This window comes from Ruegeria sp. HKCCD6604, assembly GCF_013110635.1.
Classification (GTDB): domain Bacteria; phylum Pseudomonadota; class Alphaproteobacteria; order Rhodobacterales; family Rhodobacteraceae; genus Ruegeria.
This window is the reverse complement of sequence record NZ_WVQW01000001.1, coordinates 244,852-259,170: the sequence shown is the minus strand read 5'-3', so window position 1 is coordinate 259,170 and position 14,319 is coordinate 244,852. Positions and strand designations below refer to the sequence as shown.

Annotated in this window: 11 protein-coding genes; 2 read left to right on the top strand and 9 right to left on the bottom strand. The window is 57.6% G+C overall.

The features are described 5' to 3' along the window. Positions 1–24: 24 nt before the first annotated feature. The 9 genes from GS614_RS01245 to GS614_RS01205 all read right to left on the bottom strand — a co-directional run bounded on the left by GS614_RS01245 (position 25) and on the right by GS614_RS01205 (position 10,587). Entirely contained in the window at positions 25–480 is a 456-nt protein-coding gene (locus GS614_RS01245; RefSeq protein WP_171116069.1) for a cytochrome c-type biogenesis protein, read from the bottom strand. Then, complete coding sequence (locus GS614_RS01240; RefSeq protein WP_171116071.1) at positions 477–2,441, bottom strand: heme lyase CcmF/NrfE family subunit; 1,965 nt, start codon at positions 2,439–2,441, stop codon at positions 477–479. Before GS614_RS01240 ends, GS614_RS01245 begins: the two co-directional genes overlap by 4 nt. Before the next feature lie 75 nt (positions 2,442–2,516). Beyond that, on the bottom strand, positions 2,517–3,095 hold the full coding sequence (locus GS614_RS01235) for a holin family protein (protein ID WP_171168288.1): 579 nt from the start codon (positions 3,093–3,095) through the stop codon (positions 2,517–2,519). After that, complete coding sequence (locus tag GS614_RS01230) at positions 3,086–3,697, bottom strand: holin-associated N-acetylmuramidase (protein WP_171725313.1); 612 nt, start codon at positions 3,695–3,697, stop codon at positions 3,086–3,088. The genes GS614_RS01235 and GS614_RS01230 overlap by 10 nt, the downstream gene beginning before the upstream one ends. A gap of 118 nt (positions 3,698–3,815) precedes the next feature. Next, entirely contained in the window at positions 3,816–4,262 is a 447-nt protein-coding gene (gene ccmE, locus GS614_RS01225) for a cytochrome c maturation protein CcmE (RefSeq protein WP_171116077.1), read from the bottom strand. Positions 4,263–4,269: 7 nt separating this feature from the next. Then, entirely contained in the window at positions 4,270–5,298 is a 1,029-nt protein-coding gene (gene argC, locus GS614_RS01220; protein WP_171328521.1) for an N-acetyl-gamma-glutamyl-phosphate reductase, read from the bottom strand. Between the two features lie 94 nt (positions 5,299–5,392). Continuing rightward, complete coding sequence (locus tag GS614_RS01215) at positions 5,393–6,202, bottom strand: glutamate racemase (protein ID WP_171168294.1); 810 nt, start codon at positions 6,200–6,202, stop codon at positions 5,393–5,395. A gap of 8 nt (positions 6,203–6,210) precedes the next feature. Then, positions 6,211–7,089, bottom strand: a complete 879-nt coding sequence (locus GS614_RS01210) for a lysophospholipid acyltransferase family protein (protein ID WP_152457883.1) — start codon at positions 7,087–7,089, stop codon at positions 6,211–6,213. Between the two features lie 78 nt (positions 7,090–7,167). Then, positions 7,168–10,587, bottom strand: a complete 3,420-nt coding sequence (locus GS614_RS01205; protein WP_171116085.1) for an indolepyruvate ferredoxin oxidoreductase family protein — start codon at positions 10,585–10,587, stop codon at positions 7,168–7,170. Between the two features lie 169 nt (positions 10,588–10,756). On the opposite strand from GS614_RS01205, the gene GS614_RS01200 reads away from it, so the two are divergent. Together GS614_RS01200 and GS614_RS01195 are read left to right on the top strand one after the other, a co-directional pair. Further along, positions 10,757–11,665 (top strand): LysR family transcriptional regulator, encoded by a 909-nt coding sequence (locus GS614_RS01200; RefSeq protein ID WP_171116088.1) that lies wholly within the window; start codon positions 10,757–10,759, stop codon positions 11,663–11,665. A gap of 269 nt (positions 11,666–11,934) precedes the next feature. Beyond that, the gene (locus tag GS614_RS01195) at positions 11,935–14,181 is read left to right on the top strand and encodes a mechanosensitive ion channel domain-containing protein (protein WP_171613906.1); all 2,247 of its coding nucleotides are present in this window, start codon (positions 11,935–11,937) and stop codon (positions 14,179–14,181) included. Positions 14,182–14,319 lie beyond the last annotated feature (138 nt).

Here is a 14,319-nt window from a genome sequence, read left to right as displayed (position 1 = left end):
GGACGGGAAAAGCAGAACCACGCGTCAGTCTTCAAGAATTTGACGCAGACGTTCTTTTTCGTCCTCACTCAACGCGGCAGAGTCCACCGAAGCACGGGCCTTGGCCCGGGTACGGAGAAAGTTCAACCCAACCGCGGCAGCGATCAACAGCATGATTGGCCCGGCCAGCCACAAAAACAGGTTCGAGCCGCTGGCAGTCGGTTTCAGAAGTACGTATTCGCCATACCTATCAACGATAAACGCGATCGCCTGTTCGTCCGTATCCCCAGCCACCAACCGTTCCCGCAACAACACGCGCAGATCACGCGCGAGATCCGCGTTGCTTTCGTCGATGCTCTCATTGCGGCACACGAGGCAACGCAGTCCGGCGCTGAGATCCCGCGCACGCTGTTCCAGTACCGGATCATCCAGAACCTCGTCAGGCTGCACCGCAAAGACGGGTGTTGCGAGCATCATCAGAATCAGAACAAGGCGTTTCATTCCGCAGGTACTCCGCCGACCGGGGTTTTTCTTGCGCCTGCGGCCACACGGAAGCGCCTGTCACACAGGCTCAGGACACCGCCAAGCGCCATCAGGATACAGCCGCCCCAGATCCAGTTTGCAAGCGGCTTGATATAGGTTCGCATCACCCAGCCACCATCTGCCTGTTGATCGCCGATCACGACGTAAAGGTCCCCGAGGAAACGATAATCGATCGCCGCTTCGGTCGTGGGCATCCGCGCAACGGGGTAGTCCCGTTTTTCCGGGTGCAATGTCCCGATCGGACGACCATTCTTTTCAACCAGAACATCCGCCGTGGTCGAAAAATAGTTCGGCCCCTCGACCCGACGGACATCTTGCAGCGTCAGCGTGAACTGTCCCACTTCGAAAGGTTGGTTGGGTTGGGCGACGCGAATATCCTCGTCCTCCCATGCAGTCAGGCCTGCAATGGCAAAGATGGTAACACCCAGCCCGGTATGAGCGACGGCTTTACCCCAATCCGCACCTGGCAGGCGGAACAAGCGTTTCAGGCTGCCGTTGCGCCCCGTACGGCTCCACAAATCAACGATGGCGCCAAATGTAATCCACGCCCCAAGGAACAGACCCACCGGCCCCAAAGCGCTGCGGCCGGTCTGCATCGCCCAAACCAGCAAGGCAATCGCCAAGGCCAGACCAAAGGCATAGCGCAGCGACCAGGCCGTTTTTCCAATCCGCCCGCGTTTCCACGGCAACATGGCCCCGATGGGAAGGATCAATCCCAGCAAAACCATGAAAGGAGAGAATGCAGCGTTGAAAAACGGCGCCCCGACCGAGAGTTTGCGATCAAACATCATCTCGGCCACCATCGGCCACATCGTACCGACAAAGACCACGAAACAACTGACCGCCAGCAGGACGTTGTTTACGATCAGCGCGCTTTCGCGGCTGACCATGCCGAAAACACCCTTGGCCTCCATCGCCTGCGCCCGCGCGGCAAACAAAGTCAGCGCCCCACCGATGAAAACCACCAGAATGAACAGGATGAACACCCCGCGTTCCGGGTCATTGGCAAAGGCGTGAACCGAGGTCAGCAGCCCCGAACGAACGATGAATGTTCCGATCAGCGAAAACCCGAAGGCAATGATTGCCAGCAGGATGGTCCAGCTTTTCAGCGCCTCGCGCTTTTCAACAACGATTGCCGAATGCAGCAGCGCTGCCGCCAGCAGCCACGGCATGAAAGAGGCGTTCTCAACCGGATCCCAGAACCAGAAACCGCCCCAGCCCAGCTCGTAATAGGCCCACCAGGACCCCAGTGCGATGCCGATCGTCAAAAACACCCAGGCGGCCAGCGTCCATGGGCGAACCCAGCGGCCCCACGCCGCATCAATACGCCCTTCGATCAGCGCGGCTATGGCAAAACTGAACGCCATGCTCAGCCCCACGTAGCCGAGATACAGAAATGGCGGGTGGAAGGCCAAACCGGGATCCTGCAACAACGGGTTCAAATCCCGCCCGTCAAACGGCGCAATTGCCAGCCGGTCAAACGGGTTCGAGGTAAACAGTATGAAAGCAAAAAATGCCACGGCAATGGCAGATTGAACCGCAAGCACACGCGCCTTCAGGCTTGGGGGCAACCCGCCCCCAAAGAACGCCGCCATCGCTCCGAACAGCGTGACAATCAGCACCCAGAGCAGCATCGATCCTTCGTGGTTTCCCCACGTCCCGCTGATCTTGTAGATCATCGGCTTGGCCGAATGACTGTTTTCGACCACGATCCGCAGCGAAAAGTCCGACACGATGAAAGCCCAGATCAGCGCACCGAAGGAAAATGCAGTCAGCAGAAACTGGACGATGGCAGCAGGCTCGGCAAAAGCCATCCAGCCGGTCCAGTTTTTTGACGCACCGATCAGAGGCACCACGCTTTGCACGATGGCGACGAAAAAGGCGAGGATGAGGGCGAAGTGGCCAAGCTCTGTAATCATGCCCCGGAATATACTGCGAGGCCGAACCGGGGGCCATTAACTTTCGCACGATCCGAGGGCACATAGTGTCGCGGGTCAAAGCCCCCGAAGCTTGCGCCAATCGGTCAATGCTGGATTCGCATCAGGACGCGAGGCGTTCTGTATCAGGTTGGCATCAGGGCCGGGGTCGGCGACGCCCGGGCTGTCGCTGCGCATGGCCCGCACCGTTTCTATGTTCCCCATGACCGTCGGCAACCGCTGCATGGCTGCGCCTATATCCCGCTGAAAATCCTGCATTTTGCTCTGATGGCGCGCGCCAAAATAGAAAGAGACAATCACGCCCAGCAACCACCAAAGAGGTTCCGGCACCAGCGCAATGCCCTGCATGCATTCAGCGAACCACAGCGGATCCACCATCGCGGCAACAAACAATCCCAGCGTTCCTAGTGCCAACGCCGGGCGTGGCAACCGGTTGACACCATCCATGACGCGGTCGAACAGGCCTTTTTGAGGAACCACGAACTCTCGGCCGAACTGCGTCATTGCCTGACTTTGCAACTCTGTCGCGCGCTCGGCACGGGACTCGGCGTTTTCCCGGTATATTTCAACCGTCTCACGCACAGCGTTGCGACCGCCCCCAAACAGCAGCGCCAATACCCCCGAGATCAACCCCATGCCGCAACCCTTTCCTTGAATTCACTTTCCGTCAGACGATAGCGTGGCGACAGAAACTCTTCGGCCCGTTTGATCCAGCCTCCTTTGCCACCGGATCGGGTGCGCGCGTATTTTCTGGATGCCGGGCGTTTGTCGGCCAGCCGAAAGTAATAGTTCCGCCGCGCCACGCCGTACGCATCGCGCAACGCGTTGGGATCTGGTTGGGCCGCGTCTTCGCACGCCCGCGCCGTTTGCGCGCCGATCACGCCATCTGCCACCACGTCAAACCCCATATCACGCAAAAGCCGTTGCAGGATTATTACTGCTTGCGCACCGGCATTGACGTACATGTCGAAGACAGGGGCATGCAGAACATCCGGCAACAGCGCGATGCGTGGCTTTTCAAAGTAGTGCTGAACAAAGATATCGACCGCCTCGCGCTGAGTAAGCGCCCGGACATCCGCCACGTCAACCAGCCCATCCCCGGTCAGGTCCAATCCAAGCCGGCGCATCGTGTGGATCGTGACACCGAACTTGGTTGCCCCGCCCGGATCGTCCGGGTCATTCACGTACCCGCCTTCCCGGCGCACAATTTCATTGGCAATCTGCCGAACCGTTTGCATAGCGCCCTCATTTCATTGAATGGCGCTGACGATCCCGAAAAAGAATTAACAAGCCTGAACGACCGAGGGCGCTGCCCGCATCCCGCGCGCAACGCCCTCAACACGAATGTGGGTCAGGTCAGCTTTCTTCAGCCTCTTTGTACACGCCCTGCTCTTTCAACGCGTCCACGACTTCTTTCGGCATATAGGTTTCGTCATGTTTGGCAAGAATTTCAGTGGCTTCAAACACACCGTTCACGTAACGCCCGGTGCCGACCATGCCCTGATTTTCCGAAAACAGATCAGGCAGAACCCCAGTGAAAGATACCTTTACGCTTTCGCCGCCGTCGGTGACGACAAAATGTACGGTTTCGCCCTGCCCACGGATGATTGAACCTTCTTCGACCAGGCCGCCAATCCGAAAGACCTCGGTCGGCTTGGGTGGTTCGGCAATCACCTGGCTTGGCGAGCGGAAAAAGTTGATCCCGTCGCGCATGGCATAGCCAATCAACGCAGTCGATGCCACCAAGGCAACGACAGCTACCAGAATGACTTGTACTCGGCGACGTTTCTTGAGCGTTTTCATACCGTCCTCACGGAAATAACGGTGCCATCATCAGGCCCCGGGTTTCAGTCTCACCTAACATCAGATTGGCGTTCTGCAAGGCTTGGCCACTGCTACCTTTTGTCAGGTTATCCAGCGCCGCGATCACGATCGCGCGCCGTTCGATCCGGTCTGCCACAACACCGATATGACAGAAGTTGGACCCGCGCACGTGGTGGGTCGATGGTGTCTCGCCCATCGGCAGCATCTGAATGAAAGGCTCATCCGCATAAGCCTTTGCAAGCGTTTCATAGATGCTATTCGGGTCCCCTTTCACGTAGGTGGTGGCCAGAATGCCCCGGTTTGCAGGGATCAGGTGCGGAGTGAACTGCACATGAACCGTACGACCGGCCAGTTTGGAAAACTCCTGATCGAACTCGCCCAGATGCCTGTGGGTCCCGCCGACGGCATAGGCGTTGGTGCCCTCACTCAGTTCGGCGTGCAGCAGGTTTTCCTTCAGCGACCGCCCTGCCCCGGATACAGCACATTTCAGATCCAGCACGATATCGTCCAGATCAATCACCCCGGCAGAAACAAGCGGCCGCAGAACGTATTGACCGGTTGCCGCGTTGCACCCCGTACCCGCCACCAGCCGTGCGCCCCGGATTTCGTCGCGATAGAACTCGGTCAGGCCATAAACGGCCTCTTCCTGCTGCTCGAGCGCGGTATGCGGGTTTCCGTACCACTTTTCATACTCATCCGGGTCAGTCAGCCGGAAGTCAGCAGACAGATCGATGATCTTCAGATCCTTGGGCAGCGCACTGATCACTTCCTGGCTTGTCTTGTGCGGAAGGGCACAAAAGCACAGATCGATCCGGGAAAAATCGATCTCGGAAATCTTGCACAGGTCCGGCAGATCCATGTGGCGCAGATGCGGGAAAACCTGCGCCATGGTCATCCCCGCCTTGCGTTCGGCGGCCAGCGCGGCGATTTCCATGTTGGGGTGTTCGGCGATCAGCCGTACCAGTTCCGCACCGGTATAACCCGAAGCGCCCAGAATTGCGATTTTATGGGTCATGTCAGACCTCTTCTCAACGTGTGTCACATGTTACGACCGCCGATGCGACGGTCTTGAATTAATGAAAGCAGAGCGGCCGCGTCCTTGACCGAAGTCAGGCGGCCTCGAATGTGATTTGTCGTCGGAGGAACTGTGTCGCCCGATCGCTCACCACATTGGGTTTCCCCGTCGTCAGGAACCCTCCCGGGCCGTTACCCAGCATGTTGGGGTGGCGATGGAGATAATCCGCAAGGCTTTCCGCAACCAGTTCCCCCTGGCTATAGACCTGCACGTCAGGTCCCAATGCCGCCTGAAACACGTCAGCCATAAGCGGGTAATGCGTACAGCCCAGAATGGCCGCCTGCGGTTCAGGCATCTTGCGCTTGAGGGCTTCCACATGACTGCGCACCAGCGCCTCGGCCAGGATCATGTCACCGTCTTCAATGGCATCCACGACGCCACCACACGCCTGCGCCTCGACATCCACGCCAATTGCCCGGAACGCCAGCTCGCGCTGAAAGGCCCGGCTGGATACAGTGGCGGGCGTGGCGAACAAGGCGACATGCTTGACCGCCACTTCGCGAGGTGGGGAATTGTCGCCCCATTGCCGTTCGGTCAGGGCCTCGATCAAGGGAACAAAGACACCAAGCACACGTTTGCCTTCGGGCACGCCCTCTTCCTGCATCCGGCGCAGCGCCGCCGCGCTGGCGGTGTTGCAGGCCAGAATCACCAAGTTGCAGCCGCGATCCCAAAGGTCCTGCACGGCCTTTCGGGTCAGCTGATAGATGTCCTCGGCATCGCGCACACCGTAAGGGGCATGCGCGCTGTCCGCGTAATACAGGAAATCAACGTCAGGCAGACGTGTCTGCGCGGCGCTCAGGACGGTAAGACCGCCCAATCCGGAATCAAAGATACCTACTGCCATTAGCCCCTTCAGGCGCGATGCCGTTCCTCAAATTCATAGCCATAGTCATAAGACTTCAGCGGTGTCGGAGACAGCTCATACGTCGCTTTGCGCAGGAAATCCATCATCTTGCGCGTATCCTTGCCCAGCGGATCCAGAATGTCGCGCCCGATAGGCGTGCCAATCACCACTTTGACCGGAGTATCGACACGTTTTTTGAATTCCTTGATCAGCAACCCCATGCGCAGGGTGTTGTGCATATGACTAGCAATCTGAAACAGACGTGACGTGTGCCCGTCGAAGAACACCGGAACGACGGTGGCATTGGATTTGGCCACCATTCGGGCTGTGAAACCGCGCCAACCCGGATCCATGGGATGCGCGAACGGATTAACGCCAGTGCTAACCGTACCCCCAGGGAAAATCCCGATCGCGCCGCCATCGCCAAGGTAATTCAATGCGGTCTTCCGCGTATCCAGATTCAGTTTCACCGCTTCTTTGGTTTCATCAAACGAAACAGGCAAAACGATACGGTTCAGGTCTTCGGCCTTGCGGAAAACGCGATTTGCGAGAATCCGGAAATCACCACGGGTCTGGGACAATATATGCCCCATCATCAGCCCATCCAGAATTCCATATGGATGGTTTGCAATCAGGATAAGCGGACCTTCCTTGGGGATATTCGCCAGTGCGCCACCAACGACATCCAAGGTCAATCCATAGCGATCGACCATGACCGACCAAAAATCCCGACCCTTTGCGACTTCTTGTTCGTATCCGTCGGCCCGTTTGATCAGACGCAACCGTCCCGTGGTGTTCTCCATCAGCCTGATGACCAACCGCCCCCCCTTGGTTTCGGCGGAATGCGCATACGAGATGTCACGAACGACATGACGACGAGAAGACATGAAGGGCTCCGTTTTGCTGCCCGCAAAATAAGTACAAGCAACAGGTTTGACCAGCTATCGTGACACCCTTGTGACGAATTACTCTGCCGCAGCTTGCAATTCAGGCCCACCGCTGCGGATGACGGCCAGCAGCTCTTCTCGCCGTTTCGCAGCCTTGGCCTCATTTTCCCGCAGTACCGGCCCAAATCCGCGGATATCCAGCGGCAAACGGGCCAGGGCGGCAATCGCATCACGGGTGTCCTGCGACACCAGGGGCAGAACCTCGCGCATGTCCTTTTCATACTGTCGGATCAGGGCGCGCTCCATCTTGCGTTCGGATGAATACCCAAAAATGTCCAGTGGTGTGCCGCGCAATGCCTTGAGTTTGGTCAACAGCTTCAATGCAGTCAGGATGGATTCGCTGAAGGCACGCTTTTTCGGCCTGCCATTGCTGCCTGATCCGCCGAATATCGGCGGGGCAAGGTGAAAGGTCATCTTGAAATCACCATCAAACTCGGCCGCCGCTTTTTCCCGACTGGTCAGCAGAAGGCGCGCAACCTCGTATTCGTCCTTGTACGACAACAGCTTGTGATACCCTTTTGCCACCGCTTCGCGCACATGCGCGTCCTCGACACTGTCCACCAGCTTGCGGTACCGCCTGGCCAGCCGGGCGCTTTGATATTCCGTCAGGTGCTGCGCGCGAAACGCGATGATCTGATCCAGTGTCTTAGGCATCTCAGCCACGGTCGGCGCAAGGATGGATTGCACGTCTTCCGGGTGCAGAACCGCCCAACGTCCAATATCAAACGCACGTTTGTTGCGTTCGACCGCCGTGCCGTTCAATTCGATGGCCTCAAAGATCGCCTGATGGCTGACCGGCAACAGCCCGCGCTGCCAGGTCGCGCCGAAGATCATCATGTTGGAATAGATTGAATCCCCCATCACCGCGCGCGCCAGTTCGGTCGCATCAAACAGCGAGACATCTTCTTTCAGCCGCGCTTGCAGGGCCAGTTCCAGCTGATCCGCCGGAATGCGGAACTCGGTATCACGCGTGAAGTCGCCCGTCACCGTTTCATGGCTGTTCACGACGGCCCCCGTACGTCCAGTGCGCGTCAGGCCCAACGTCTTTGCGCCGGCCGAGACCACCAGATCGCCGCCGATCAGCGCGTGGGCCTCGCCAGTGGCGACGCGAATCGCGCTGATATCCTCGGGGCGGTTGGCCAATCTACAGTGGATGTGGACTGCGCCGCCTTTCTGCGCCAGCCCCGCCATTTCCATCATGCCCGCGCCTTTTCCGTCAATCTGCGCCGCCTGCGCAAGGATGGCGCCAATGGTGACGACACCCGTACCGCCGACGCCGGTAATCACGACGTTGTGCGTGCCGGTGATCTTCGGCAGATCTGGTGTTGGCAAATCTGGCAGATCAATTTCGGTCGTCGCCTCTTTGCGAATTTTCGCGCCCTCAAGCGTCACGAAAGACGGGCAGAAACCGTTCAAGCACGAGTAATCCTTGTTGCAGCTCGATTGATCAATGGCCCGCTTGCGGCCTAGCTCGGTCTGTTTGGGAACGATCGACACGCAGTTTGACTGTACACCGCAATCGCCGCAGCCTTCACAGACATCGGTGTTGATGAACACACGCTTGTCGGGATCGGGGAATGTCCCGCGCTTGCGGCGGCGGCGCTTTTCGGCAGCGCAGGTTTGTACATAGACGATGACCGATACGCCCTCGATCTCGCGAAACTTCTCCTGCACCTGCATGAGGTCGGCACGCTCGTATGTCTGAACGCTGGCGGGCAGAGCCTTGAAGTTGACGTCCTCTTTTTCATCGTAAACCAGAGCCACCTCTCGGACACCCATTGCCTTGACCTCGGCAACGATCCGTTCGGCGGTCAGGTCGCCCTCATTCTCCTGCCCGCCGGTCATGGCAACCGCGTCGTTGAACAGGATCTTGAAGGTGATGTTCGTTCCTGCGGACAACGCAGCCCGGATCGCCTGAACGCCGGAATGGTTGTACGTGCCATCGCCAAGGTTCTGGAATACGTGCTTGGTCGTTGAAAACGGAGCCTCACCGATCCAGTTGGCGCCTTCCCCACCCATCTGAGTGAAACCGGTCGTCTCGCGATCCATCCATTGAACCATGTAGTGACAGCCGATACCGGCATAGGCGCGGCTGCCTTCCGGTACCCTTGTCGAGCTGTTATGCGGGCAGCCGGAACAGAAATACGGAAGCCGCGTTGCTATTTCCTGTGCGTTGTCGGCCCGGCGCGCTTCTGACAAAGACGCCAGCCCGGCCCGGATACCATCGGTCTCGCGCCCCTCTTCAATCAGGATCTCGCCCAGCTTTTCAGCGATCATGATCGGGTCAAGCGCACCGCGCGTCGGGAACAGTTCTTCGCGGTGCAATGTCCCGGCACCGCCTTTGTACCAGCCATAGACCCGCCGTCCGCGCCGGTCGTCAAAGATGGCCTCTTTGACCTGAACCTCGATCAGCTTGCGCTTTTCCTCGACTATCACGATCAGGTCCAGCCCCTCGGCCCAGTCGTGGAATCCGGCCATATCCAGCGGGAAAGTCTGCCCCACCTTGTACGTGGTAATCCCCAGACGCTCGGCCTCGGCTTCGTCGATATTCAGAAGCGAAAGCGCATGTGTCAGGTCCAACCAGTTTTTGCCCGCCGCGACAAAGCCGATCTTGGCGCCGGGTTTGCCCCACATCCGTTTGTCCAGCTTGTTGGCGTGTGAAAACGTTTCGGCCGCGAACCTTTTGTAATCGATGACGCGCGTTTCCTGCATGTGCGGCGTGTCGCCCAACCGGATGTTCAACCCCCCTTCCGGCATGTCGAATTCAGGGATGACCATTTGCATCCGGTCCGGACTTCCATCCACGACCGAAGTGACTTCGATCGTGTCTTTCATCGTCTTCAGACCCACCCAGACACCCGCGAAACGGCTGAGTGCAAATCCATAAATTCCATAGTCGAGGATTTCCTGAACGCCAGCGGGGCTGACGATCGGCATGTACATGTCGACCAGCGACCATTCCGACTGATGCAGCACCGTCGAGCTTTCGCCGGTATGGTCATCGCCCATCGCCATGAGCACACCGCCATGTTTGGCTGTCCCTGCCATGTTTGCGTGGCGCATGACGTCACCGGACCGGTCAACGCCCGGTCCCTTGCCATACCAAAGCCCGAAGACCCCATCGAATTTGCCGTCGCCGCGCAGACCCGCCTGCTGGCTGCCCCAAAGCGCGGTAGCCGCCAGGTCTTCGTTCAAACCGAACTGAAACGTGATATCGCTTTCGGCCAGAGGCTTTTGGGCCCGCATCATTTGCTGATCCACTGCCCCCAAAGGCGACCCGCGGTATCCGGTGACCAATCCTGCGGTGTTAAGGCCCGCTTGCCGGTCTCTGGCCTTTTGCATCAGCATCAAGCGCACAAGCGCCTGCGTTCCATTCAGAAGAACCGGGTTTTTCTCAAGATCGAACCGGTCGTTCAGCGTTATCTGTGGCTGGCTCATCAGACGTCTCCCCTCGTCAGATCAGTGTGCTTTACTTGGGTTCATTTTAGGTCATAATTTCTGACCTGTATAGAATTTATCCACTGATATGTAACGATTTCGTCCTTTGAATGTAGAACTTGTTACCTATTTCATATAGGGCTTCTGAAAGATAACGAAAGTTGCGGTGATGGATTGGGACAAGCTTAGAATATTTCACGCGGTGGCCGATGCGGGCAGCCTTACGCACGCCGGAGACAAGCTGAACCTGTCTCAATCCGCCGTAAGCCGACAGATCCGCGCATTGGAAGAGTCTCTGGATGCCACCCTGTTCCACCGTCACGCGCGGGGACTGATTCTCACCGAACAGGGCGAGTTGTTGTTTGACGCCACATCCGCCATGTCGAAACGGCTGGATGCCGCAGCCGCACGTATTCGGGACAGCGAGGAAGAAGTCTTTGGTGTTTTGCGTGTCACAACGACCTTCGGCTTTGGAACACTCTGGCTGGCACCGCGCTTGCCGAAACTTTATGAGCAATACCCGGACCTGAACATCGACCTGATGCTTGAAGAACGCGTTCTGGATCTTCCGATGCGCGAAGCGGACGTCGCCATCCGCATGAAAGAGCCCAGCCAGGCTGATCTGGTGCGCAAGCGCCTTATGACCGTTCAGATGATGTTGTATGCAACCCAGGATTATATCGAAAACCACGGCGGCATGTTGCAGTCCCTGGAAGAGATCAAGGACCACCGCCTGATTTGTCAGACCCCTGCGGCGCCGCAGGTTGGAGCCAGTGCCGCCATGGTGCGCCACCTGATGACCTATAATCCCGGGTCCTTGCTGACTGTGAACAACTATTTTGGTGTGCTTCAGGGCGTTTTGCACAATCTGGGCATCGGTGTTCTGCCCGATTATGTCACTCAGGATTTTCCGCACCTCGTGCCCATCCTGTCAGACATCGAAACCGCAGATGTTCCGGTTTATCTGGCCTACCCGGAAGAATTACGGCATTCAAAACGCGTTGGCGCGTTTCGGGACTTCGTGCAGGACGAAATCATCGCACAGCGTAAGCAGCTGAAACAGATGGGAAAACTGTAGCTATGCGCAAATAGCATAACGGACATGAAGTGATCACAGAGTTAATTGCCTTGAACGTTCACAAACTGACCCCTAAATGAGCACTCGAAGGCGGTGATGCTGAAACGCTCATCATCTTCATACCTCCCTGTTGGACTACGGCCGAGCTCATAGCTCGGCCTTTTTTTTGGCTGGACCCTGCATTAAGTCAGCGAAAGCTCTGGGAAAAATACACGCATAGGCATATGATCCCCAAAAAACGATACAATTTCGTGTTTGAGGGAAAATACATGTTCCACCCACTCCGCCTGGTTTTGGCGCTCGTCTCCGCATTGTTCATGGCAGTGCCACTATATGCACAGGACTCCGGTTCAACTTCTACAGTGGCCATTCCGGAAGACCTGACACCCGAACAGGTCGACGATCTTGTTGCACGCATGTCCGATGATCAGGTTCGCGCAATTCTATTGGAGCGTCTTGATGCTGTGGCGGAAAAACAAGCCGCCGAAAAGGCGGACGTAGAAGACCCGTTGACCGAGATAAGCGAGATTTGGGCAGCCATGGTCGCATCCTGGACACATGTACTGACCACTGCTCCCAACATTATCACCGCGCAGATTACCGCGTTCAGCAATTTTAGCGATACATTCGGAACGACCGGTGTCTTTACACTTATGGGGCTTGTCCTTTCTGTACTTGTTGTCGGGTTCATTGCGGAAAAGCTGTTCATCTTCCTGACACGTCGCTGGCATGAAGCGACCGAAGCGGCGGACGAGGCCGACCTTTGGGGCGCCGTCAGATACCTGTTTCGTCGGTTCTGCCGCGAAATCGCCGGGCTGATCATTTTCTATGTCGTGATCCGCGCGGTTGGCCGCGGTCTTCTGACCACGGAACAGATCACCTATGCTGCACCGTTTGTATTCTATCTTATCTGGGTGCCGCGATTGGGTGCAGCAGCGTCCCGGTTTGTTCTGGCACCGGAAAAGCCGCAATTTCGGTTGGTCAATATCGACGACCACTGGGCAAAGTACCTGCACCGCAACCTGATCGGCCTGTTGATCCTGATCGGGTTCACGCTGTTCGTCGTACGGTTCAACGCGCTCAATGGCGTCACGGGTGACGATACCCGCATTGGCTTCTGGCTGAACGCTGCAATTCACGTCTATATCGCCGTAATCGCCTGGACCGCGCGCGAAGGACTGTCGCAGATGATGCTTGGGACAGACCCGGATCACACGAAATTCGATGAGGAAGTTGCGCATTATTACCCCTATTTTGCCATCGGCGTTTCGGTGGCAATCTGGCTGCTGGTCGAGTTCCTGGTCGCGCAGCGTGATCCGGCAACACTGAGATTGCTGACCAGCGGTGCGCATTTCACGACGATGTTCTGGTTGTTGATTGCACCTGCGCTAGATACGCTGATCCGCGGTCTCGTGCGGCATTTGCAACCGCCAATGTCGGGCGAAGGTCCTCTTGCCGAACGCGCCTACCGTTCCGCGAAACGCAGCTATATCCGGATTGGTCGCGTTATCGCCGGCTTGGTCGTTGTTTTCATGATTGCACGCGCATGGCATCTTGACCTGCGCAATGTCGCTTCGGCCGGTGTCGGTGCCGAAGTCGGCGGGGCTGTGATCGAATTCCTGCTGATCATCGCCGTTGGCTATATCCTGAACGAGGTCGTCTCGCTCTGGATCAACCGCCGACTGGCCAGGGAACAGACTGCGGCCGAGGCCCTGGACGAAGAGGCAGGCGGTGAAGGCGGCGGTGCCGGCGGCTCTCGTCTGGCGACGGTTCTGCCTCTGATGCGGATCACCGCCCAGATTACGATTGCCGTGATTTTTGGCCTGCTGGCGCTGGGCGCATTGGGCATCAATATCACGCCGCTTTTGGCCGGTGCCGGTGTTCTGGGACTGGCGATCGGCTTTGGTGCGCAGAAGCTGGTTGCTGACATCGTGGGCGGGGTTTTCTTCCTGATCGACGATGCCTTCCGCGTCGGAGAATATGTCGATGTCGGCGGCACAATGGGAACTGTCGAGAAAATCTCGGTTCGCTCGATGCAGTTGCGTCACCATCGCGGCCCCGTACACACGATTCCCTACGGTGAGATTCAGAAGCTGACAAATTTCAGCCGCGACTGGGTAATCATGAAGCTGAAATTCACCGTGCCGTTCGACACCGATCCCAACAAGGTCAAGAAGATCTTCAAGAAGATCGGTGCTGAGATGATGGAGGACGAGACCCACAAGGATGGCTTCCTGCAACCGTTCAAATCGCAAGGTGTGTTCGATTTTGACGATGTCGGCATGATCATCCGTGGCAAGTTCATGGCCAAGCCCGGCAAGCAGTTCACATTGCGCAAGGAGATCTTCAACCGGGTCAAGGCGGCCTTCAAGGAAAACGGCATCGACTTTGCCCGCCGCGAGGTGCGCGTTGCAATTCCGGGTCTGGACGACAATGAAAACCTGACCCCGGAACAGAAGACGGCTGTTGGCGCCGCAGCCGCAGCGCAGCTCAACAAGGATCAGGGATCGGCGTAAGCTTCGCGGTCCACGCCAGCTGCATGCACCCATTTTGGGGCGCATTCATCCGGAACCGGCAGTGATGCCGGTTCCGTTTTTCTTTGAAAGACGCAACCTGCGCCGTCTTGACCCTTTCCACACGCGCGCGCTTGCCCT